Genomic DNA, 20,694 nt, shown 5'->3' with positions numbered 1-20,694 from the left:
TTATACCTCGATAACGCGGATCGCGTTGGCAATCTTGCGGACGCAGGCCAGGTCTTCAATTTCCTTCAAAGACTGGTTAACCAGGCCGGCCGCCGAGCTGTCGATCAAGATGACGATTTCGGCGATTTCCGTCGTCTCATCTTTCTGGATCAAAGAGCGGATACTAATTTTATGCTGCGCCAAGACAGCGGAAATGCTGGACAATACGCCGGGCGCATTGTCTACGACCATGCGCAGGTAATAAGGTGCGCAAATCGAGTCCTGCGGCTTCAGCTTCGGGTCGTGCCATACGAAATCGCGGCTGCCTGTAATGTTGATGTTGCAGTGGAGAATGACGTTCATGACGTCGCTGACGACGGCGCTGGCCGTCGGAAGGGACCCTGCGCCCTGACCGTAGAACATGACGTCGCCTACGCAGTTGCCGCGGACGTATACGGCATTATACGCGCCGCCGACATTGGCCAGCGGGTGTCCCTTGCGGATAAAGGCCGGATGGACGTTCAAGGATATGCCGTCCCCATCCTGGCGGGCGATAGCCAGCAGCTTAATGACATAGCCCATTTCCCGGGCATGCTGAATGTCTTCCTGGGCGATGTTTTCAATCCCTTCGACGGATACGTCGTTGAAGGTAAGAGCCGAATGGAAGCCCAGCGTAGCCAATATGGCGATTTTACGTCCTGCATCGTAGCCGCTGACGTCGTTTGTCGGGTCTGCTTCAGCGTAGCCCTTTTCCTGAGCTTCCTTCAGCGCCGTTTCATAGGACATGCCCGTATCGGTCATATTCGACAAAATATAGTTTGTCGTGCCGTTCATGATGCCGATGATTTCTTCCATCGTATTGCTGTTGAGAGAGGAGTACATAGGCCGCACGATGGGAATCCCGCCGGCGACGCTGGCTTCAAACTGGAAGTCTACGTTGCATTCCTTAGCCATCTTCAGCAAAGGCATACCATAGTCGGCAATGAGGTCCTTGTTGGCGCTGACTACGCTCTTGCCTTTTTTGAAGCACTGCTCAATGCAGTCCTTGGCAAAATCAGCACTGCCCATGACTTCAACGACAATCTCTATTTCGTCATCGTTGACGATATCGGCAAAGTCCGTCGTAAGCAAAATATCGCCGGGCAATTCCATCTGTTCATATTTCGGCATATCCCGAATCAAGACGCGCTTAATCGTAATTTCCGTATCGAGCTGTTCTTCAATCAGCGGGCCGTTCATGGCCAGCAAATCGATGACGCCTTTTCCAACGGTACCGCACCCCAATAATGCAATCGACACTTTTTTCATAATAATCCCCCTTCTGAATCTTGTCTATATTCTCACGCCTGGCCGATGATTTCTACCTTGCGGACGCCGGACAGATCTTCCAGCCGTTTAATCAAATCATCGACGGCAATGGTCATTTCCTTCGTTTCAATGGAAATGCTGACATCGGCAATACCCTGCAGCGGAATGCCCTGATTTATCGTCAGGATACTGCAGTTGCTTTCCGCTACGGCATTTAATATCTGCGACAACTCGCCTGGCTTGTCCAATACCATAAGAGAAATCGTCACGACGCGCCCTTGTGTTACATCGTGGAAGGGAAAGACGTAATCCTTATACTTATAGTAGGCGCTGCGGCTCAAGTCCATAAGGCGCACCGCTTCGTTGATCGTCGTCTTCTGATTATGCTTTAAAAACTCTTTTACCCGAATCGTCTTCTTAATTGCTTCGGGAAGAATATCTTCTCGTACTAAGTAAAATTTGTAGTCTTTTTCTTCCTTCATGTCTGTTTCCTCCCTGCAAAATAGAAATACGTCTGCTGCAGCCCCTCAAGCAGCTTAGTCACCGGACGCCAGCGCAGTGTCTGCTTCGCCAATGCATTATCCAGAGCCGAGCGGTAAATATCGCCGCTGCGGGCCTCTGCATAGGAAACGGGCACGGCTGTCTGGGAAAAATAAAACAGGATTTCCTTCAGCGCGTTAACCGTCGTTTCGATGTTGGTGCTGATATTATAGATTCCCGACGGCGCCGTTTCATCCATGGCGGCCATGTTGGCCCGGACGACGTCTTTGACATAAATAAAGTCGCGGGACTGATCGCCGTCGCCGAATATGGTAATCTCCCGGCCTTCTGCAATAGCGTCGGAAAAGATATAGACGACGCCGCCTTCGCCGTGGCTGCCCTGCCGTTCGCCGTAGACGTTGGAGTAGCGCAGAATTGCATAGGAAAGGCCGAACACGTCATGGTACATTTGAATATACTTTTCAGCCGTCACCTTCGTCAAACCATAAAAGGATGTTGGCTGAAGGGGCGCGTTTTCTGCCAGCGGCACCTGCACATTGTCCCCATATACGGCAGCCGAAGAAGAAAAGAGAAATTTTTTCACGCCAAACTGCCGGCATAACTCCAATACATTCAGCAGCCCCATGATATTGAGTTCTGCATCCTCACGGGGGTGCTCCATCGAATAGGGCACCAAGGTCTGCGCTGCTTCATGAAAGACGATGTCAAAAGCACCGTCTGCAAAAATACGGGCCAGCTCGTCCTTCTGCAATATATCCATTTCATAAAATACGGCCTGGTCATGGACGTGTTCCCGGCAGCCGGTACTCAAGTTGTCTACTACGACGACATGATGACCGGCTTCGACGAGACCGTCAACCAGATGAGAGCCAATAAATCCGGCTCCGCCTGTTACTAATATGTTCAATATATGTCACTCCCTGTACTGCATTTACGGCAGCTGGCCGTAATGGATTGGTTCTATATTCTGCTCTTTCATGAGCTGCCGTATGCGCGGCGAGATCAACGCATGAAATTCCTCTTCCCAATGATACCCCCAGGAAAAGGATTGGGAAAGAACCGCCGTGCTCCGCCCCGGATGCATCATGATTTCATGGACGCCGAAAGGCATATGCCGCAGGATATGCGCTAAGTTCGCCTCGGTCATATGACCGCCGTCGACCATGCCCCAAAAATAGTCCGTCGTCGTAAAGCGAAGACGCTTGACATCGGACATGGCTTTTCTCGCCAAATACGTCAAACCGTCCCGCCCCATGACGCGGCCCGGACTCGCCGCCATGACTTTAAACGAATAGGATTCCTTCGGAATGCGGAGACGATGGAGGCCGTATTTTTTCATCAAAGCCTGCACGATCTTCCACACCGGCGGCAGCATATGCATGTGCTGATGGCTGTCGACGTGGGTAACGTTCAGGCCGGCGCTCATGATTTTTTCCATCTGCGCATCCAGCTCCCGATATACCTGCTCGAAGTCTATCCGGCCCGTCCACATATGCTTTACGAGAGGGACGTAGCTTTCCGGCAGCAATCCGTTGTCGTCGACTAAGGTCGGAACTTCTTTCGGCGATAACACCGTCGGCAAGGCGCCGACAAGGCACAAATGAATGCCGACGCCAAGCCCAGGATATTGCCGCGCCAACGCGGCGGCCTCGTCAAAGGCCGGCCCCGACGCCAGGAGCGATGTGCTCAGCAGCAGTCCTTGCTCATGGGCTTCTATGACGGCCCTGTTTACTTCCGTATGAATGCCGAAATCATCGGCGTTGATAATTACTCTGTTCATCTCAGGTCACCGTAAAAAATCGAAATTTTTAAAATTCAATTTCCCTACGCTGGACAATTCACCGTCGCCGTAAGTCTTTCGAAAGGCGGCAATAGCCGAAGCGATGCCCATATAGGCTCCCTTGGGAAAGGTCATGCCGTACTGCTGAGCCAAACGGGCCATGGCGTCGACGAAAGCCTGCCGGGCCAGGATAGATGCCGCCGCGACGGCCGTATCCCGTTCGCCCTTCGTAACCTGGATGATTTGATGTGACGATGCTTCGTCTTGCAGCTCAGCTAAAACATATTCCTCTTTACCGAACTTATCGACTATTATACATGGACATTCGTATTTTGACAATAGTACACGTATGTTATGTCCATGTATACTGCCCAGGAGATGGTTTAAATTTTTTCGTCTTTGCTTAAAGGCCTGGTACCGGGCGTTATATTCCTCCGGCATGAGAACGGAGACGACGCAGCGGTCTCCCAGCATCTCCCGTATCTCTGCAGCCAGACGGGCAATCGCATCGTCCGTCAGCATCTTGCTGTCGCAGACGCCGAGACGGCGGAGCGGCGCTTCTTCATCGGCCTGAATCAGGCAGGCCGCCGCGACCAGCGGTCCGAATACGTCGCCCTTCCCCGATTCGTCGCAGCCCATCCAGCAGGAAATTCCCTGCGGATGCAGCCCCTCTGCACTGTACAGCGGAGCTGCAGCAGGATCCGCCGCCTTTTCTCCCGTCGTCAGAGCCGTTAAGGTCTGTTTCAGCGCTCCGTCTTTTCCCTGCACGACGACGGACAGGCCCTTTTTACCGTAGTAAAAATTGACCGTCCCTTCGGCCGTACCCTGGGCGCAGACGACTTGATGCCCATAATTTATGTCCTTTTCCCGCACGCAGCGAATCTGCGCCGCAGCGAGCTTGCGTTTAAAATCTTCAACAATTGGTTGCAGTTTTACATCCATATAGTCTATACGCCTCTTCCTTCGCCTTTCGCTGCCATTCCTTCAGCGCCGTCCCGGTCCGCGCGGCAGCGGCACGGCAGTCGTCGTATTCGGCGGAAATATTCATAACCTTTCCGTCGTAAGAGGTTATCTTGCAGCGAATCTGTTCGCCGTCTACGCAAACCGTCTCGATTTCCCGGCTGCAAATCGTGCGCCGGACAGGAAAATACCGGATGCCGATGGACGTCGTTTCGGCAAAAATAAGAGAAGCCGCCGCCTCGATCATCTCTTCCGGGCACAATACGCACAGCATAGACGCCATGCGGCATTTCTTCATCATCATGGGCATAGCCCACACGTCGTTAACGCCCAAGTCCAGCAGCTTTTGGAATACGTATTCCATGTTCTGCGGATTCATATCGTCAATATTGGCTTCTATCTGCCACAGCGTTTCCATGGCCTCACCTCATCCGATTGATCATATCGGCCATGCGGCCGGCGCCGAAACCGTTGTCGATATTGACGACGGACACGCCGGCGGCGCAGCTGTTGAGCATAGCCAGCAGAGCTGACAAGCCATGGAAATTAGCGCCGTAGCCGATGCTCGTCGGCACGGCGACGACCGGTTTGTCGACGAGGCCGCCGACGACGCTGGCCAAGGCCCCCTCCATACCGGCGACTACGACGCAGACGTTGGCCCGGCGAATGTCTGCGCTGCGGTTCAGCAGGCGGTGCAGGCCGGCGACGCCGACGTCATAAATGCGCTCTACCGTATTTCCCATGATTTCCGCCGTCAATGCCGCTTCCTCGGCGACGGGAATATCGCTGGTACCGGCAGTGATGACGGCGATAACCCTATCGCCGTTGACGACGGTTTTATCCTTAAACTGGTAAACCATGCGGGCCAGTTCGTCGTACTGCGCGTCGGGAATGTCCGGCATGAGGCGGTCGTACACTTCCTTCGAAGCCCGCGTACCGATGACATTGTCATACTGTTTCATGAGAAGTCCCAAAATCTGTACGGACTGCCCGACAGTCTTCCCGGCGCAGTATACGACTTCAGGAAAGCCGCACCGCTTCTGGCGCTGCAAATCCAAATTGGCAAAGCCTAAATCCAGGACAGACGGCTCATCGCTTCGAAGAGCCGCGGCGGCTTCGTCCAGCGACAGGGCGCCGTCCTTATATTGCTGCAAAATCATTTTGATATCGGTCATAACACTACTCCTTAAATCCATTCGCTTCCCAGGCCTTGTACAGGACGATGCCTACCGACATGGACAGGTTCAGAGACTCCGTATTGCTGCGCATGGGAATGGTCAGCACGTCGCGGCACTGCTTCAAAAGTCCTTCGGACAGGCCGTTTCCTTCGTTGCCGAAGGCCAATACTACCGGCTGGCCGTAGGCGGCTTTTTCATAAGATATGGTCCCCTGCGGCGCCGTACCGAATAAGGCCCGCCCGTTTCGCCGGCAAAAGGCCAGCAGCTGTTCTTCATCTACATCCTGCACGATGGGAAGCTTAAATATAGCGCCCATAGCGCTGCGTATGGTCTTATCATTGTACACGTCGACGCTGCCTTCGCTCAGCAAAATCGCCGCAGCGTTCGCCGCAGCCGCCGTCCGGATGATCGTCCCTAAATTTCCCGGGTCTTGGACGGCCTGCAAATACACGACAGCCTGACGCGGCGCAAGGCCGCCCAGCTCGTCGAGAGACACCGTGACGTACGGCAGCATCGCCGCGATGCCCTGCGGCGCTTTCGTGTCCTTCAGCTTGTCGTACACACTGTCCGTCACGGAAAAAAACGTCCAATCCAGGGCCCGGCCCATGTCGTATATTTCCTGAAACTTCTCGTGGTCCCTGCCCTTCGGCGAAAGAAAGCAAACGGCGCGGCGAACGCCGCTTTCCGCCGCGTCCCTGACGACGCGCATTCCCTCGACAAAGACCATCCGCTCCTGCTGGCGTCCCTTTTTCTGCTTCAGCGAGCAGGCTTTTTTAATCCATTGGTTGTCGCGGGACGTAATGGATTTCATCGCTTCATACTTGTTTTCCTGCATATCTGACTCCTCTGCCCATAACTTAAATAAGTGCAATACCCCTCTGGATATTGCACTTATACTGCGTATCTGCCTTACTTCGTCTCATCCTGCCGGTTGGACTGCAGTAAGCTGTCGCGGTTCTGCTTGATGCTGGACAAGGTCTTTTCCAACGTCGATTCGACGTATTTCAAGACGTCGCCGGCGTATGTAATGGAACTGCTCTTCAATTCTTCCGAAGACTGATTGGCGTCCAGAATAATCTGATTCGCCCGTTTCTGCGCCTGGCGCACCAGTTCGCTTTCTTCCGTCAATTTGGCAATATAGTCCTTGGCCTGCGCCACCATGCTGTCGGCATGATGCTGCGCGTCGGCAATGATCTTATCTTTTTCGGCCAGTACCTTTTTCGATTGTTCCAGCTCAGCCGGCATGGATTCCTTCAAGTCGTCGATGATCTGCAGGAGTTCTTCTTCTTCGATCATCTTTTTATTTGTAAAAGGAACCTTCGATGCGTTCATTACCAAGCTTTCCAAATCTTCCAACAATTTATCCGAATTCATGTCTTCCACCCCTACGCCTGATATTTATCTTTGAACTTTTCTTTCAACTTCTGTTCTACGTACTCGGGCACCATGTCGTCGAGCTTGCCGCCGAAGCACGCCAGTTCGCGGATGCCTGTAGAGCTGATAAAGGAATACTTTGTACTCGTCATAATAAATACGGTTTCAATATCCGGTTCGACTTTTTTCATGAGCAGCGCCCGCTGGAATTCGTATTCAAAATCGCTGAGGGCCCGCAAGCCGCGTATAATGATCGTCGCACCGTGTTCGATGGCGTATTCGTTCAGCAAGCCATGAAAGCTGGCTACTTCGATATTGGGAATATGACGCGTCGTTTCCCGAAGCATGTCTTCCCGTTCCTCCATCGTAAACAGCGGCTTTTTCGACGGATTTTCAAATACGGCGATAATAAGCTTATCTACTAATTTGCTGCTGCGTTCAAAAATATCAATGTGTCCATTCGTCACGGGGTCGAAGCTGCCCGGACAAATTCCGATTTTCACGATTCAATTCCTCCCTGATGCCTGCGGATAAAGGCGATGCGCGTATCCTTTCCATAGGCTTTTTCTCTGATGATCTCATACAGCAGGCTGTCTGCTATCTCTTCGTCCCTGCTGTGTTCCATGAGAAGTAATCCGTCAGGAGCCAGCAAATCGTATTGACATATTAAAGCAATCGTACTATTCACCAAATTCTTATTATACGGTGGATCCGCAAAAATATATTGAAATTGACGTCCCTGCAGCCGCGCCAAGGCCTTGCCGGCCTCCATGCGGAGGATTTCATACTGCCCGCCAAAGCCGCACAATTCGGCGTTCTGCCGAATCAGGGCCTGCGTGTAGTGGTCGATAAACACGCAGTGCGCCGCGCCGCGGCTCAGGGCTTCCAGGCCCAAGGCTCCCGTGCCGGCAAAGATGTCCAGCACAGAAGCACCTTCCAGCACGCCGTTGGCCAATATGTTGAACAAGCTTTCCCTCGTACGGTCCAGCGTCGGCCTCGTCAGCATGCCTTTCGGCGATTTCAATATTCTCCCTTTTGCACTGCCGGATATGATTCTCACATAATCACCTGCTCGTACACAAACAATTATACACGTTTTTCTTTACATATCAAATAGCAAAGGCCCATAAGAAAAAGAAAATTTTTCCTTAGTTTTTCTTGATTCTCTCTACCTTCAGCTCCCGTCCCTGCATGAGGCGGATGATGTTGTCCTTATGGCGCACGACGACGAGGACGGCCGCAATCAAACCGAATATCGTAAGCGGCAGGGGCTCGTCGAAGAAGTACATCAAAACCGGCACCAGTACGGCGGCGACGATAGAGCCGAGAGATACGATGCGCGTCGCCGCGACGATAGCACACCATATGGCGAAGACGATGAGCGTTTCCCAAGGAGCCAGGAACAAGATGATGCCCAGACCGGTGGCCACGCCCTTGCCGCCTTTAAATTTCAGGAAAATAGAGCAGGAATGGCCGACGAGAGCCACGCAGCCGCCGAGCACCATGAGGTAGATGCGCTGGTCTTCCGGCATGGCCATCGCCGAAGCGGCGACTTGCCCCAAATACACGCCGAGCATACCCTTGGCGACGTCCAGGATGAGGACGGCCAGGCCGCCGGCGGCGCCGAAGACGCGGTAGGCGTTCGTCGCGCCCGTATTATGGCTGCCGTAGTCCCGCGGGTCCGTATGGTAAATGGCCTTGCCGATGACCAGGCCGCTCGGAAAGGAGCCCGCGATATACGCTAAGAGCAAGCAAGCGATTCCCATCATCATAGGGCGTCACCATCCTTCTTTCCCCGCAGTATCAGGCGAATCGGCGTACCTTCAAAGCCGAAGGTTTCGCGCAGCCGGTTTTCCAAAAAGCGCAGATAGGAGAAATGCATGAGCTGCGGCTCGTTGACAAACAAAATGAACGTCGGCGGCTGCACGGAGGCCTGCGTCATATAATAGATTTTCAGCAGCTTGCCGCCCTTGGCCGGCGGCGGATTGGTCAGCTGGGCGTCTTCGATGAGCTCGTTCAGTACGCTCGTCGACACGCGCATATGCTGCTGTTCCGATACGAATTTGACCATGTCGGCCAAACGGTTGATGCGCTGCTTAGTCAGGGCCGAAGCGAACAAGATCGGCGCGTACTGCAGGAACGCCAGCTCGCGGCGGATGTCTTCTTCGTACTTCTGGCTCGTCTTGCTGTCCTTGGTCACCAGGTCCCATTTATTGACGACGATGACGCATCCCTTGCCCGCTTCGTGGACGTAGCCGGCAATTTTCTTATCCTGTTCCGTTACGCCTTCGACGCCGTCCAGTACGAGGACAGCCACGTCGCAGCGGTCTACGGCCCGCAGGGCGCGGACGACGCTGTACCGTTCGACGGGAATGTCGATTTTCCCCTTGCGGCGCATGCCTGCCGTATCGATGAGGACGAACTTAGATCCTTCGTATTCCCAATGGGTGTCGATAGAATCGCGGGTCGTGCCGGGCATATTGCTGACGATAACCCGGTTCTGCCCCAGCAGGGCGTTGGTCATAGATGATTTGCCTACGTTCGGACGGCCGACGAGGGCGATGTGTATCGTTTCTTCGTCGTCTTCTTCATAGGGCACGTTTTTGATGTGCTTTAGCACTTCGTCCAGCAGGTCGCCCAGGTTCATGAGGTTGACAGCCGAAATGCCGATGGGATCGCCCAGGCCGAGGCTGTAAAATTCATAAATGTTCATGGACAGCTCTACGCTGTCGATTTTGTTGACTACCAAAATGACCGGCTTGCCGCTGGAGCGGAGGATGCGGGCGATATCTTCATCCTGAGGCTGAACGCCGGCTTTCCCATCGACGACGTACAGGATGACGTCGGCTTCGCGGATAGCCAGCTCTGCCTGATAGCGCATGCTCGTGAAGATATGATTTTCCGAGTCGACGAATTCGATGCCGCCCGTATCGATCATAGTAAATTCCTGATTGAGCCATTCTGCGTCATAGTAAATGCGGTCCCGCGTGACGCCGGGAATATCCTCTACGATAGAAATGCGCTTCTTGACAATAGCGTTGAATAACGTCGACTTGCCTACGTTCGGCCGGCCGACGATAGCTACTAACGGTTTATACATACCAGTTTCCTGTTGTCCTTTCTTAATATGAAAAAAGGATAACCGGGCATGCCGGCTATCCCCCTTCGTTGAAAATTATTCGCCTTCTACAGCGTCGTCGGCTGCTTCGGCCTGTTCTTGTTTGTCCAGATAGTTGCGAACTTCCTGTTCTTCTTCATCTTTCTGAATAGCCAAGACACTCAAGGATATTTTCTTTTTATCCGTGTCGATGCCGATGATCTTGACGTTCATGACGTCGCCGATGTTGACCAGGTCTTTAACGACGGCGCCGCGTTTTTCCGTCAGTTCGGATACGTGGAGCAAGCCCTGGAGTTCAGGATCGATCGCTAAAATAGCGCCAAAGGGAAGGAGCTTCTTAACTTCGCCTTTTACGACGTCGCCGACTTCAAATTTTTCGATAGCGGCAATCCAGGGATTCTTCTGAAGCGCTTTCAAAGACAAGGAAATGCGGTTCCGTTCCTGATCGAATTTCTGTACCAATACGTTAAGCTTTTCGCCGACCTGAAGAACAGCGTCGACGGAGCTTACGCGCTTCCAGGAAATGTCGGAAATATGGAGCAGGCCTTCTACGCCGCCCAAGTCGATAAACGCGCCGTACGGCATGATTTTAACGACTGTGCCTTCGAGAACTGCGCCTTCTTCGATATTCTGCAGCGCTTCAGCCCGTTTCTGTTCCCGTTCTGCTTCCAAAACGGCTTTACGGGACAAGACGAGACGGTTTTTGTGTTCGTCAATGTCGATGACTTTGACCTGGAAGGTCTGGCCGACGAGATTATCCAAAGATTTTACGAATTTAACGTCGCCCTGGGACAGGGGAATAAATCCGCGCAGGGATTTGATGGAAACGACAAGGCCGGCCTTGTTTGTTTCTTTGCCTACGCATTCGACGAGCTGATCGTTTTCAAAAGCGTCGCGAACTTCTTTCCAGTCTTCGACTTTCTTCATCTTGACGAGAGACACGACGATAGAGCCTTCTTCTTTAATATTGTTGGCAATTTCTACGGTCAGTTCGTCGCCGACGTGAATGACGTCGCTGGCTTTTTCCGGAGCAGGAACGGCAATTTCCTTCTTCGGCAGAATGGCTTCTGCTTTCGTACCGATGGAAACATAGGCAGCATCATCGTTCACAGAAATAACCGTGCCCTTTACCACGTCGCCTTTCTTTGGATTTTCTTCATAGTCGTACTGATCCAACAATTCTTCACTCATTACTTCTGTGCCTTCAGCTTGCAAATTTTCCATAATATCAACAACCTCCTGTATTATCCAATCCGGTGTGGAAGCACCGGCTGTAATGCCTATATGATTCATACCACGAAAGGCCGCCGTGTCTAATTCAGCCGCCGTTTCAATATGGTATGTAGGGCAACCCTGTTCTCTGCATACCTGCGCCAGCCTTCCCGTATTGGCGCTGTTCCTGCCGCCGACGACGATCATGGCGTCTACCTTGCCGGCCAATTCCACAGCGGCGTTCTGGCGCTGCTGCGTCGCCGTGCAGATAGTCATGTGCACGTCTAAATCGTTCGTCTTCGTCTTCAGGATTTCGGCAATGCGCTTGAATTGCTCTTGGGAAAAGGTCGTCTGGACGACGACTCCCAGTGATTCAGAAAAGGGAATTTGTTCTGCTTCAATTTCCCTATCTATTATAATAGCACGATTTGCCCCCCATTGTGAAATACTAATTACTTCAGGATGGGCTTTTTCGCCTATAATTACTAAATTTTTTCCTTCTTCGACGATTTTTTTCGCGTCTTGCTGTGCTTTTTTGACATGGGGACACGTCGCGTCGATGACGCGTATGCCCCGCCGGGAAGCTTCTTCATAGACGCTGGGGCCAACGCCGTGCGAGCGAATCAGGACCGTTTCGCCGTCGCCCACTTCGTCGAGAGAATCGACGGGAGCCACTCCCTGTGCGGATAGACGGGCTACGACCTGTGGGTTATGAATGATAGGCCCCAGGGTTTTCGTCCCCGTTTCCGCCTGCGACGCCATGTCCACGGCCCGACGCACACCGTAGCAAAAACCGCAGGCCTCGGCAATAGTTACCTTCATTTTTCTGTCCCTCCATGCCGATTTAGCATAGCTAAGACAATTTCCCGAATTTCTTCTGAAAATTGCCGTATCGCTTCCTTATCGGCCTTTTTATCTGCCGGCGGCATGACCGGTTCGCCGAATACGATCTGTACGGGTCCCGTTTTCTTCGGCAGCTCTCTCGAATTGACAACGACTGCCGGAAGGACCGGCACACCTGCCTTGATGGCAATGCCGGCGAAGCCGTCGTGAAACGGCCCGAGTATGCCCTGGCACTTGCGCGTCCCTTCGGGAAAAATGCCGAGAACGCCGCCGCTTTTCAGCACGCGGAACGATTCTACGATGGCCTTTTTATCGATGCGGCCCCGATGGACGGGAAAGGTATGGACATACCGCAGAAACCAATTCATAATCGGGTTGCGGAACAGCTCTTCTTTCGCCATGAAGTGGATGAGGCGATGGCGCACCGCCGTTCCCAGCAAAGGCGGGTCGAAGTAGCTGGCGTGATTGCACACGATGATAAAAGGCCCCTCAGCCGGAATATGCTCTTCGCCGTAGACTTTCATGCCGATGAGTGTGTAAGTCACGAAGTTGAATATCCGGCGGATAATCCAATACGAAATGGCTTTCATCGACAGCGCTGCTGAATTAAATCGGTAATCGCATCGGCCGTTTCTTCCAGATTTAATTCGCTGTTGTCGAGAAGGATCGCGTCGTCGGCCTGTCGCAAGGGACTGACGGCGCGGTGAGAATCCATATCGTCGCGGGACGCTATGCTGGCCGCAATGTCCTCCAGCGTTTCCGTACCGCCTTTCGCCTGTACTTCCAGGTAGCGGCGGCGGGCCCGCGATTCGACGGACGCCGTTAAGAATATCTTCAAATCGGCCTTCGGCAGCACGACGGTGCCGATGTCGCGGCCGTCCAAAATGACGCCGCCTCCTTCGGCCATGTTCCTCTGTAATTGTACCAGTTTTTCCCGTACGACTGCAAGAGCTGAAACGGAAGATACGCGAGAAGATATATCCTGCGTGCGGATGGCGTCGGTAACTTCCCTTTCGCCGACGAACACGCGGCATTTGTCTTCCAGCGGCTCCAGCCGAATGTCGATGCGCTCCGTCAGCGCCCTGACGGCCTCCGCGTCTCCTATATCGATTTTTTCCTGCAGCATCGCCCAGGTAAAGGCCCGGTACATCGCGCCCGTATCAATGTACAAATACCCCAGTCTCTTGGCCACCAGGCGGGCGGCGCTGCTCTTTCCGGCTCCGGCCGGCCCGTCGATGGCTACGGTCAAACGTTCCATCCCTTATTCCTCCTTTGCCGCTGCCATGCCGGCTACGTAGCCCGTCGAAAAGGCAGCCTGCAGATTATATCCGCCTGTATAGGCGTCTATGTCCATTACCTCGCCGGCAAAATACAGTCTCGGCGTCAGCTTGGATTCCATCGTCTTGGGATTGATTTCCCGCACGCTGACTCCGCCGGCCGTAACGATGGCTTCCTCGATAGGCCGCGTCCCCGTAATCGTCAGGGTCAGCGCCTGCAGCGAATCGACCAGATCCTGCCGCTGCTCGCGGGAAATCTGGTTGACCTGACAGCGGCCGTCGATGCCGGCCTGTTCCAGCACGATGGGAATGAGCCGCTGCGGCAGCAGGTCTTTCATGGCGTTTTCCGCTTCCTTGCGGATGTATTTCTGGAAATCGCGCTGTACGCGCTGATCCAGCGTTTCCTTAGACAAGGCCGGCTTTAAATTGATGCGCAGCTGCATGGGATATTGGCATTGCTTCTTGTGCGCCGCCGCCGCGCTGAGCATGAGGATAATCGGCCCCGATACGCCGAAATGAGTGAAAAGCATTTCGCCGAACTGCGAGGCGAGCATCTTCCCCCGCTTCCACAAGGAGGCCTCGACGTTGCGCAGCGACAAGCCCGACAAGGCATGAGGCCACGTTTCCTTCGTCGTAAAGGGAATGAGCGACGGCTTGAGCTCTGTCACGGCATGGCCCAGGCTCTTAGCAAAGCCGTATCCGTCGCCGCTAGAACCCGTGACGGGATAGGACATGCCGCCCGTCGTAATAATGCAGGCATCGCCTTCATACTGCCCGGCCTGCGTACGGACCGCAAAAGTATCGCCCCAGCGCTGCACGGCCGTCGCCGCCTCGTTCAGGCGGATATGCACGCCGGCGCGGCAGAGGCGGTCGTATAAGAGCTTGCGCACTTCAATGGCGCTGTCGGACTGGGGAAAAACGCGGCCGCCGCGTTCTACCTTCGTTTCCAGTCCCCACTGATGCAGCAAGTCCAGCAGGTTTTCATTGGAAAACTGGCCGTAGGCGCTGTACAGGAATTTCCCATTTCCCGGCGTATGGGCGACGAACTCGTCCATGGCGCAGGCATTGGTCAAATTGCAGCGGCCCTTGCCGGTAATGCCCATCTTTTTTCCGACAATATTATTTTTTTCCAGCAGCGTAACCGACGCGCCCTGTCCGGCCGCAGCCAAGGCGGCCATGATGCCGGCAGCGCCGGCGCCGATGATAATGACGTGTTTCATCAGACGTTCCCGCCTTTTTATTTGTATTTATACAGTTCAGCGACTTCTTCAGGCTTCAGGCTGCGGTACGAGCCGCGCTTGACGCCGCTCAGGGTCAAGAAGGCGTACTGGACGCGGCGCAAATTGTGCACCTGAAAGCCGAAATGCTCGATCATGCGGCGTACCTGGCGGTTTTTCCCTTCGTGAATCGTAATTTCTATCGTCGTCAGGCCGCTCTTGCTGTCGAAGCCGACGTAGTATACGTCAGCAGGAGCTGTCATGCCGTCTTCCAGCGGTACGCCGTCGGCCAGATTCTGCAGTATCGTATCGGAAATGCGTCCTTTGACCTTGACTTCGTAGGTCTTATCGACCATCGTGCTGGGATGCATGAGGATGTTGGCCAGCTCACCGTCATTGGTCATGAGCAGAAGGCCTTCCGTATTTTGGTCCAGCCGCCCTACGGCGTAAATGCGGTCCTTTTCCTTGCGGAAATAATCCATGACCGTCGGCCGGCCCTGGTCGTCGCTGGACGTCGTAATAACGCCCTTGGGCTTATTAAATAAGTAATAATGCTTGGGCTGCGCTTCCAGCCGTTTGCCGTCGACGAGGATGATATCCTTATCGGGATTTACCTTCGTCCCGAGCTCGCGGACGATGACGCCGTTTACCCGGACCCGCCCGTCTAAAATCATCTGCTCCGATGCGCGGCGCGACGCGATGCCGCAGTTACTCATTACCTTCTGTAGCCTTTCCATCTATATCCTCCTGTATCTCTTCGCCGGCAGGCGCCGTCAGCTCCGGCGGCACGCGGCCGGCCAGTTCTTCCAGCGAATCCATGCCGATGCATTCCAAAAAATATGCCGACGTGCCGTACATGATCGGCCGTCCCGGACTATCCTTCCGTCCCAAATCTACGATCAGCCCCTGCTGCAGCAGAGACGATAAAATGCGCTCCGACGACACGCCGCGCAGCTTTTCGATATCGGCCCGCGTGACAGGCTGCTTGAAGGCCACGATAGCCAGTACCTCCAAGGCCATGGGCGACAGCTCCGCCGCGCCTGTCCGCACCCATTTGACTGCGTCGTACAGCTCGGGCCGCGTGACCAGCTGATACCCTCCGGCAACGCGGATAAGCTTGAGGCCGCGCCGTTCGTCGAGGACCTGCTCCAGCGCCGAAGCCGCCGCTTCCGTTTCTTCGCGGCTCCAGCCCGTGTGGGCGCAAATATCGGCCGCCGTCATAGGCTGGCCGCTGAGAAACAGCAGCGCCTCGAGCAGCGCTTCCGGCTTATGCGTACGCGCCGGCATACCGCAAGGCAACGGCATTCCCATCCTCTCCCTCCGAAACAGTATGGCAGGTTCCCAGCTTTATGAGCTCCAATACGGCCAGGAAGGTGACGACGAGCTCGACCTTGGAGCGGCACCGGCGGAATACGGCCAGCACGGAAGCCGGCCGCACCGTTTGGCGCAGCTGGTACACGACGCGCTGCATGCACTCTTCCACGCTGTATATTTCCTGCCGGATATGAACCTCCGGCGGCTTTTTTTCTTCCAGCGCCCGATATACGAGGCGAAAAGCCCGATACAGGGCGTCGCGCTCGATTTTCCCGACAAAGCGGGCCTGATAGGGCATAGGCGTCGCCGGCCGTTCCAGCATATGGCTCCGCTGCTCCCACAGCGCGCCCATGACGCCGGAAATTTCTTTCATCCGCTTGTACTCGACGAGCTGGCGGACTAATTGGTCCTGCAAATCCTCTTCGTCCTCTTCCGGCTCCGCCTTAGGCGGTTTAGGCAGGAGCAGGCGCGACTTAATCTGCAGCAGCGTCGCCGCCATGACGAAAAATTTGCTGGCGTAATTGACGTCGAAGCCGTCGAGCTGCGCGACATAGGCGTTGAACTGATCGGTAATCTCCGCGATGGGAATATTGTAAATATCGACTTTGTTTTTTTCGATTAAATACAGCAGCAAATCCAAAGGCCCTTCGAAATCAGATACTTTGTACTGATATGCTTCCATACAGACCGCCATTCTTATATTATAAATTAAATGAAAGAATATTACAAAAAAGGTTTGGATTTCCATCCAAACCTTTTAAACATTCTGTAAGACGTGCCGGCTGAAGCCAACGTAACACTCACAGTACTGTGTTATTCATTTGGTGCCGGGGACCGGAATCGAACCGGTACGGATATTTCTATCCGACGGATTTTAAGTCCGTTGCGTCTGCCAGTTCCGCCACCTCGGCACGACGAGAAATATGGAGGCGGCACCCAGAATCGAACTGGGGATGAAGGTTTTGCAGACCTCTGCCTTACCGCTTGGCTATGCCGCCATATTATGGAGCGGAAAACGAGGCTCGAACTCGCGACCCCCACCTTGGCAAGGTGGTGCTCTACCACTGAGCTACTTCCGCATGTAGATGGTGCTCAGGGACGGAATTGAACCGCCGACACGGGGATTTTCAGTCCCCTGCTCTACCGACTGAGCTACCTGAGCAAAATATGGCGACCCCGATCGGATTTGAACCGACGATCTTCGCCGTGACAGGGCGACATGTTAAACCGCTACACCACGGGGCCGTTTCATACTTATCGGAACCTCTCGCGTTCCGACAAAAAGTATTCTACCATGTCCCACTCGTTTTGGCAAGCCCTTTTTTTCATTTTTTTTATAATTTGCCCATTACGTTTCCCGAACTCCTTTGGCCCCCTGTATCAGGCGAAAAAAATCCCCTGCCCGGACAGGGGCAAGGGACTTGTATTCCATATTATTTTGCATAATCGATCATTCGCGTTTCCCGAATGACGACGACTTTGATCTGACCGGGATATTCCAGTTCGGCCTCGATCCGCTTGACGATGTCGTGAACGAGGAGAACGCAGTCCGATTCGTCGATCTTTTCCGGTTTAACCATGACGCGGATTTCGCGTCCGGCCTGTATGGCAAAGCAATCTTCGACGCCGTCGAAAGATTTTGCGATTTCTTCCAGTTTTGTCAATCGCTTCAGGTAGTTTTCCAGCGTTTCCCGTCTTGCCCCCGGCCGCGCCGCCGATACGGCGTCTGCCGCCGACACGAGGACGGCTTCGATGCTCCGCGGCTCTTCGTCGCCGTGGTGCGCGGAAATACAGTTGATGCTCAGCTTGGATTCGCCGTACTTCTTGGCGACTTCCGCGCCGATAGATACGTGGGTGCCTTCCAATTCATGATCCAGGGCTTTGCCGATATCATGAATCAAACCGGCCCGCTTGGCCAGCGTTTCGTCTACGCCGAGCTCGGCGGCCATAATGCCCGCCAGCTGGGATACTTCGATAGAATGGCGCAGTACGTTCTGGCCGTAGCTCGTACGGTACCGCAGACGCCCCAGGATCTTGATGAGTTCCGGATGCAGGCCGTGAACGCCTGTTTCATACGTCGCCTGTTCGCCGGCTTCGCGGATCTTCTGGTTGACTTCCTTGCGGGCTTTTTCCACCATTTCTTCAATGCGCGCCGGATGAATACGTCCGTCGGCGATGAGCTTTTCCAAGGCGATGCGGGCGATTTCGCGGCGAATGGGGTCGAAGCACGACAAGATGACGGCTTCCGGCGTATCGTCGATGATGAGGTCGACGCCCGTCAGGGTTTCGATAGCCCGGATATTACGGCCTTCCCGGCCGATAATACGGCCTTTCATTTCGTCGTTCGGCAGGGATACGACGGAGACCGTCGTTTCCGCTACGTGGTCGGCAGCGCAGCGCTGAATCGCCGTGGCAATAATTTCCCGCGCCTTTCCTTCGGCTTCTTCCTTCGCTTCGTCTTCCATCATCTTGATCATTTGAGCCGTTTCGTGCTTTACCTCCGACTGCACGTTGCAAAGGAGGAGCTCCTTCGCCTCGTCGTATGTAAGGCCCGAAATCCGTTCCAGTTCAGCCATTTCCTGAGCGTGAAGCGCTTCGATCTTCTCCTGGATTTTCGTCACTTCGTCTTCCTTACGCTGCAACGATTCCTCTTTCTTTTCTATGGACTCAAATTTCTTGTCTAAATGTTCTTCCTTCTGCAGCAACCGCCGTTCCATGCGTTGTAATTCGCTGCGGCGCTCCTTATTTTCCCGTTCGGCGTCCGTACGCAGTTTATGCACTTCTTCCTTGCCTTCCAGGACCAGTTCCTTCTTGCGGGCTTCCGCGTTCTGCTGCGCCGTGGAAATAATCCGCTGCGCTTCTACTTCGGCCTGGCCGATCTTGCCTTCGGCAATGTTCTTGCGGTAAATATACCCTGCGCCTACGCCTATGACGCCGCAGACGATTGCTGCGACAATGCTAGCTAACATGTACTGATTTCACCTCCCCTTCATCAAAAAAAGCCGAACGGCAGTCCGGCTTTTTTATATGAGTATGTGTTGTTTACGTCATCTTCAAAAAACCTACAATTATGCAAAATATTTGACCAGTGTCAACCGGCTCATTTAATTGTAAAATTTTTTGATAACTATGTCAAGAATAAAAGTCATCCACGACGTTTCGAATCACCGAGGGTGAAAAGCCGCGGTATTGAAGAAAACGGGCGATTTTCCGCGCGTCCCCTCCGCCTTTGAAGCGCTGGGCCACCAACCGCCGCGCCGTTTCGTCCTCGTCGGGCCGCTCCAGCTCGTCGGGAACGGGAAGGTCCCGGCGGCGCAGGCAGTTGACGATGTACAAATGGCCGTACCGGCCCTTCTGGGCATACTGCTTGTACACGGCTCGGGCCAGGCGCTCGTCGTCGACGAACCGCTCCTCCTTCAGCTTGGCGATGACGGCATCTATTACCTCGCCGTCGGCATCATGCCGCTCCAGCTTGCGGCGCAGCTCGCCTTCGCTGAGAAAGCGGACGTTCAGCAGGCGCAGCGATTTTGCATAGGCTTCCTTATAGTCCATGCTTATTCGCCGTCAGTTTCTGCCAGCGTGTCGGGCAAGTCGTCGGCCTGCATCGGTTCTTCCATCACGTCTTCAAATTTTTCCGGCTCGGCGGCTAAGGTATCGCGGATAATCTGTTCAATTTCGTCGGCAATGTCGCCGTGCTCTTTCAGGAATACCTTGACGTTTTCCTTGCCCTGGCCCAGCCGTTCGCCCTTATACGAATACCAGGTGCCGCTCTTTTCGATGATGTCCATGGACGCGCCCAAATCGAGAATCGTCCCTTCGCGGGAAATACCCGTGCCGTACATGATGTCGAATTCGCAGTTTCGGAACGGCGGCGCGACTTTATTTTTTACGACCTTAACCCGGGCCCGGTTGCCGATGACGTCGCCGCCGGCCTTAATGGCTTCGCCCTTGCGGATTTCCATGCGGATAGAGGCGTAGAATTTCAGGGCCCGGCCGCCCGTCGTCGTTTCGGGGTTGCCGAACATGACGCCAACCTTTTCACGGAGCTGGTTGATAAAGATGACGATGGCCTTCGATTTAGCGATAATGCCGGTCAGCTTACGCAGGGCCTGGCTCATGAGGCGGGCCTGCAGGCCGACGTGGGAATCGCCCATTTCCCCTTCGATTTCCGCCTTCGGCACCAGGGCGGCTACGGAGTCGACGACGATGATGTCTACAGCGCCGCTGCGTACCAGTTCTTCCGTAATTTCCAGAGCCTGCTCGCCGTTGTCCGGCTGGGAAATGAGCAGCTCCGCCGTATCGACGCCGAGATGACGGGCATAGACCGGGTCTAAGGCATGTTCCGCGTCGATGAAGGCCGCAATGCCGCCGCTCTTTTGGGCCGAAGCGATGGCGTGAAGGGCCAGCGTCGTCTTACCGGACGATTCGGGGCCGTAAATTTCGATGACGCGGCCGCGGGGATAGCCGCCGACGCCGACTGCCAGGTCAACGGCCAGGGAACCGGAAGAAATGACTTCCATATTCATCTTGTCGGCTATATCGCCGAGACGCATGATCGCGCCCTTGCCGAAATCCTTCTCGATCTTGCGCATTGCGTTTTCAAGCGCAGTTTGTTTCGCATCCATAATATGTC

General features: G+C 54.2%; 23 protein-coding genes and 5 tRNA genes. All 28 read right to left on the bottom strand.

The genetic code is table 11. The features are described 5' to 3' along the window. Positions 1-1,287, bottom strand: coding sequence for a homoserine dehydrogenase (locus B5F80_RS04810; protein WP_087477687.1), 1,287 nt, complete (start codon positions 1,285-1,287; stop codon positions 1-3). A gap of 32 nt (positions 1,288-1,319) precedes the next feature. Further along, positions 1,320-1,769, bottom strand: coding sequence for an ACT domain-containing protein (locus tag B5F80_RS04805; protein WP_087477686.1), 450 nt, complete (start codon positions 1,767-1,769; stop codon positions 1,320-1,322). Further along, positions 1,766-2,695, bottom strand: a complete 930-nt coding sequence (locus tag B5F80_RS04800; RefSeq protein ID WP_087477685.1) for an NAD-dependent epimerase/dehydratase family protein — start codon at positions 2,693-2,695, stop codon at positions 1,766-1,768. Before B5F80_RS04800 ends, B5F80_RS04805 begins: the two co-directional genes overlap by 4 nt. A 24-nt stretch (positions 2,696-2,719) precedes the next feature. Then, positions 2,720-3,568, bottom strand: coding sequence for a ChbG/HpnK family deacetylase (locus B5F80_RS04795; RefSeq protein ID WP_087477684.1), 849 nt, complete (start codon positions 3,566-3,568; stop codon positions 2,720-2,722). Between the two features lie 6 nt (positions 3,569-3,574). Next, positions 3,575-4,510, bottom strand: coding sequence for a ribonuclease HIII (locus tag B5F80_RS04790; protein WP_087477683.1), 936 nt, complete (start codon positions 4,508-4,510; stop codon positions 3,575-3,577). Continuing rightward, complete coding sequence (gene larC, locus B5F80_RS04785) at positions 4,482-4,946, bottom strand: nickel insertion protein (protein ID WP_087477682.1); 465 nt, start codon at positions 4,944-4,946, stop codon at positions 4,482-4,484. The genes B5F80_RS04790 and larC overlap by 29 nt, the downstream gene beginning before the upstream one ends. 4 nt (positions 4,947-4,950) lie before the next feature. Next, a complete protein-coding gene (larB, locus tag B5F80_RS04780; RefSeq protein ID WP_162609100.1) occupies positions 4,951-5,703 on the bottom strand; it encodes a nickel pincer cofactor biosynthesis protein LarB in 753 nt (250 codons plus the stop codon). 4 nt (positions 5,704-5,707) lie between these two features. Then, on the bottom strand, positions 5,708-6,541 hold the full coding sequence (locus B5F80_RS04775) for an RNA methyltransferase (protein ID WP_239386304.1): 834 nt from the start codon (positions 6,539-6,541) through the stop codon (positions 5,708-5,710). A 74-nt stretch (positions 6,542-6,615) separates the two neighbouring features. Further along, positions 6,616-7,080, bottom strand: coding sequence for an ATPase (locus B5F80_RS04770; RefSeq protein ID WP_087477681.1), 465 nt, complete (start codon positions 7,078-7,080; stop codon positions 6,616-6,618). 11 nt (positions 7,081-7,091) lie between these two features. Beyond that, a complete protein-coding gene (coaD, locus tag B5F80_RS04765; protein ID WP_087477680.1) occupies positions 7,092-7,583 on the bottom strand; it encodes a pantetheine-phosphate adenylyltransferase in 492 nt (163 codons plus the stop codon). Further along, the gene (rsmD, locus tag B5F80_RS04760; protein ID WP_087477679.1) at positions 7,580-8,140 is read right to left on the bottom strand and encodes a 16S rRNA (guanine(966)-N(2))-methyltransferase RsmD; all 561 of its coding nucleotides are present in this window, start codon (positions 8,138-8,140) and stop codon (positions 7,580-7,582) included. The genes coaD and rsmD overlap by 4 nt, the downstream gene beginning before the upstream one ends. An 88-nt stretch (positions 8,141-8,228) precedes the next feature. Next, on the bottom strand, positions 8,229-8,852 hold the full coding sequence (gene plsY / locus B5F80_RS04755) for a glycerol-3-phosphate 1-O-acyltransferase PlsY (protein ID WP_087477678.1): 624 nt from the start codon (positions 8,850-8,852) through the stop codon (positions 8,229-8,231). After that, complete coding sequence (gene der / locus B5F80_RS04750) at positions 8,849-10,180, bottom strand: ribosome biogenesis GTPase Der (protein WP_087477677.1); 1,332 nt, start codon at positions 10,178-10,180, stop codon at positions 8,849-8,851. Before der ends, plsY begins: the two co-directional genes overlap by 4 nt. Before the next feature lie 75 nt (positions 10,181-10,255). Beyond that, complete coding sequence (locus B5F80_RS04745) at positions 10,256-12,232, bottom strand: bifunctional 4-hydroxy-3-methylbut-2-enyl diphosphate reductase/30S ribosomal protein S1 (RefSeq protein WP_087477676.1); 1,977 nt, start codon at positions 12,230-12,232, stop codon at positions 10,256-10,258. Then, positions 12,229-12,843, bottom strand: coding sequence for a lysophospholipid acyltransferase family protein (locus tag B5F80_RS04740; protein WP_087477675.1), 615 nt, complete (start codon positions 12,841-12,843; stop codon positions 12,229-12,231). The genes B5F80_RS04745 and B5F80_RS04740 overlap by 4 nt, the downstream gene beginning before the upstream one ends. Then, entirely contained in the window at positions 12,840-13,511 is a 672-nt protein-coding gene (cmk, locus tag B5F80_RS04735; RefSeq protein WP_087477674.1) for a (d)CMP kinase, read from the bottom strand. The genes B5F80_RS04740 and cmk overlap by 4 nt, the downstream gene beginning before the upstream one ends. Before the next feature lie 3 nt (positions 13,512-13,514). Next, the gene (locus tag B5F80_RS04730; protein WP_087477673.1) at positions 13,515-14,750 is read right to left on the bottom strand and encodes an NAD(P)/FAD-dependent oxidoreductase; all 1,236 of its coding nucleotides are present in this window, start codon (positions 14,748-14,750) and stop codon (positions 13,515-13,517) included. Positions 14,751-14,767: 17 nt separating this feature from the next. Further along, positions 14,768-15,484 carry a pseudouridine synthase gene (locus B5F80_RS04725; RefSeq protein WP_087477672.1) on the bottom strand — a complete coding sequence of 239 codons (717 nt, stop codon included), beginning with the start codon at positions 15,482-15,484 and terminating at the stop codon, positions 14,768-14,770. Beyond that, positions 15,456-16,058 carry an SMC-Scp complex subunit ScpB gene (gene scpB, locus B5F80_RS04720; protein ID WP_087477737.1) on the bottom strand — a complete coding sequence of 201 codons (603 nt, stop codon included), beginning with the start codon at positions 16,056-16,058 and terminating at the stop codon, positions 15,456-15,458. Before scpB ends, B5F80_RS04725 begins: the two co-directional genes overlap by 29 nt. Then, positions 16,015-16,743, bottom strand: coding sequence for a segregation/condensation protein A (locus B5F80_RS04715; RefSeq protein WP_087477671.1), 729 nt, complete (start codon positions 16,741-16,743; stop codon positions 16,015-16,017). Before B5F80_RS04715 ends, scpB begins: the two co-directional genes overlap by 44 nt. Positions 16,744-16,883: 140 nt before the next feature. Beyond that, positions 16,884-16,972: transfer RNA gene (locus tag B5F80_RS04710), tRNA-Leu, on the bottom strand. A gap of 13 nt (positions 16,973-16,985) precedes the next feature. Then, positions 16,986-17,059 (bottom strand) — tRNA-Cys (locus B5F80_RS04705). Between the two features lie 6 nt (positions 17,060-17,065). After that, positions 17,066-17,140: transfer RNA gene (locus B5F80_RS04700), tRNA-Gly, on the bottom strand. 7 nt (positions 17,141-17,147) lie between these two features. Continuing rightward, a tRNA-Phe gene (locus B5F80_RS04695) sits at positions 17,148-17,223 on the bottom strand. A gap of 6 nt (positions 17,224-17,229) precedes the next feature. Then, positions 17,230-17,306, bottom strand: a tRNA-Asp gene (locus tag B5F80_RS04690). Positions 17,307-17,494: 188 nt separating this feature from the next. Continuing rightward, positions 17,495-19,030 carry a ribonuclease Y gene (gene rny, locus B5F80_RS04685; protein WP_087477670.1) on the bottom strand — a complete coding sequence of 512 codons (1,536 nt, stop codon included), beginning with the start codon at positions 19,028-19,030 and terminating at the stop codon, positions 17,495-17,497. Positions 19,031-19,193: 163 nt separating this feature from the next. Further along, a complete protein-coding gene (locus B5F80_RS04680) occupies positions 19,194-19,613 on the bottom strand; it encodes a regulatory protein RecX (protein WP_087477669.1) in 420 nt (139 codons plus the stop codon). Between the two features lie 2 nt (positions 19,614-19,615). Next, positions 19,616-20,686: a recombinase RecA gene (recA, locus tag B5F80_RS04675; RefSeq protein ID WP_087477668.1), complete on the bottom strand. Its 1,071-nt coding sequence runs from the start codon at positions 20,684-20,686 to the stop codon at positions 19,616-19,618. Positions 20,687-20,694 lie beyond the last annotated feature (8 nt).

This window comes from Megasphaera sp. An286, assembly GCF_002163455.1.
Classification (GTDB): Bacteria; Bacillota; Negativicutes; order Veillonellales; family Megasphaeraceae; genus Megasphaera; species Megasphaera stantonii.
Note: the sequence above shows the minus strand (reverse complement) of the source record. Positions and strands in the feature narration are given on the sequence as shown.

Bases quoted from the DNA above. Each gene is read 5' to 3' on its own strand.
- B5F80_RS04775 (WP_239386304.1), bottom strand. From the start codon at position 6,541: ATGCAGGAAAACAAGTATGAAGCGATGAAATCCATTACGTCCCGCGAC.
- B5F80_RS04680 (WP_087477669.1), bottom strand. From the start codon at position 19,613: ATGGACTATAAGGAAGCCTATGCAAAATCGCTGCGCCTGCTGAACGTC.
- scpB (WP_087477737.1), bottom strand. From the start codon at position 16,058: ATGGGAATGCCGTTGCCTTGCGGTATGCCGGCGCGTACGCATAAGCCG.
- rny (WP_087477670.1), bottom strand. From the start codon at position 19,030: ATGTTAGCTAGCATTGTCGCAGCAATCGTCTGCGGCGTCATAGGCGTA.
- B5F80_RS04740 (WP_087477675.1), bottom strand. From the start codon at position 12,843: ATGAAAGCCATTTCGTATTGGATTATCCGCCGGATATTCAACTTCGTG.
- larB (WP_162609100.1), bottom strand. From the start codon at position 5,703: ATGACCGATATCAAAATGATTTTGCAGCAATATAAGGACGGCGCCCTG.
- B5F80_RS04730 (WP_087477673.1), bottom strand. From the start codon at position 14,750: ATGAAACACGTCATTATCATCGGCGCCGGCGCTGCCGGCATCATGGCC.
- B5F80_RS04795 (WP_087477684.1), bottom strand. From the start codon at position 3,568: ATGAACAGAGTAATTATCAACGCCGATGATTTCGGCATTCATACGGAA.
- plsY (WP_087477678.1), bottom strand. From the start codon at position 8,852: ATGATGATGGGAATCGCTTGCTTGCTCTTAGCGTATATCGCGGGCTCC.
- B5F80_RS04810 (WP_087477687.1), bottom strand. From the start codon at position 1,287: ATGAAAAAAGTGTCGATTGCATTATTGGGGTGCGGTACCGTTGGAAAA.
- B5F80_RS04770 (WP_087477681.1), bottom strand. From the start codon at position 7,080: ATGAATTCGGATAAATTGTTGGAAGATTTGGAAAGCTTGGTAATGAAC.
- B5F80_RS04805 (WP_087477686.1), bottom strand. From the start codon at position 1,769: ATGAAGGAAGAAAAAGACTACAAATTTTACTTAGTACGAGAAGATATT.
- der (WP_087477677.1), bottom strand. From the start codon at position 10,180: ATGTATAAACCGTTAGTAGCTATCGTCGGCCGGCCGAACGTAGGCAAG.
- B5F80_RS04725 (WP_087477672.1), bottom strand. From the start codon at position 15,484: ATGGAAAGGCTACAGAAGGTAATGAGTAACTGCGGCATCGCGTCGCGC.
- larC (WP_087477682.1), bottom strand. From the start codon at position 4,946: ATGGAAACGCTGTGGCAGATAGAAGCCAATATTGACGATATGAATCCG.
- recA (WP_087477668.1), bottom strand. From the start codon at position 20,686: ATGGATGCGAAACAAACTGCGCTTGAAAACGCAATGCGCAAGATCGAG.
- B5F80_RS04790 (WP_087477683.1), bottom strand. From the start codon at position 4,510: ATGGATGTAAAACTGCAACCAATTGTTGAAGATTTTAAACGCAAGCTC.
- B5F80_RS04745 (WP_087477676.1), bottom strand. From the start codon at position 12,232: ATGAAGGTAACTATTGCCGAGGCCTGCGGTTTTTGCTACGGTGTGCGT.
- cmk (WP_087477674.1), bottom strand. From the start codon at position 13,511: ATGGAACGTTTGACCGTAGCCATCGACGGGCCGGCCGGAGCCGGAAAG.
- B5F80_RS04715 (WP_087477671.1), bottom strand. From the start codon at position 16,743: ATGGAAGCATATCAGTACAAAGTATCTGATTTCGAAGGGCCTTTGGAT.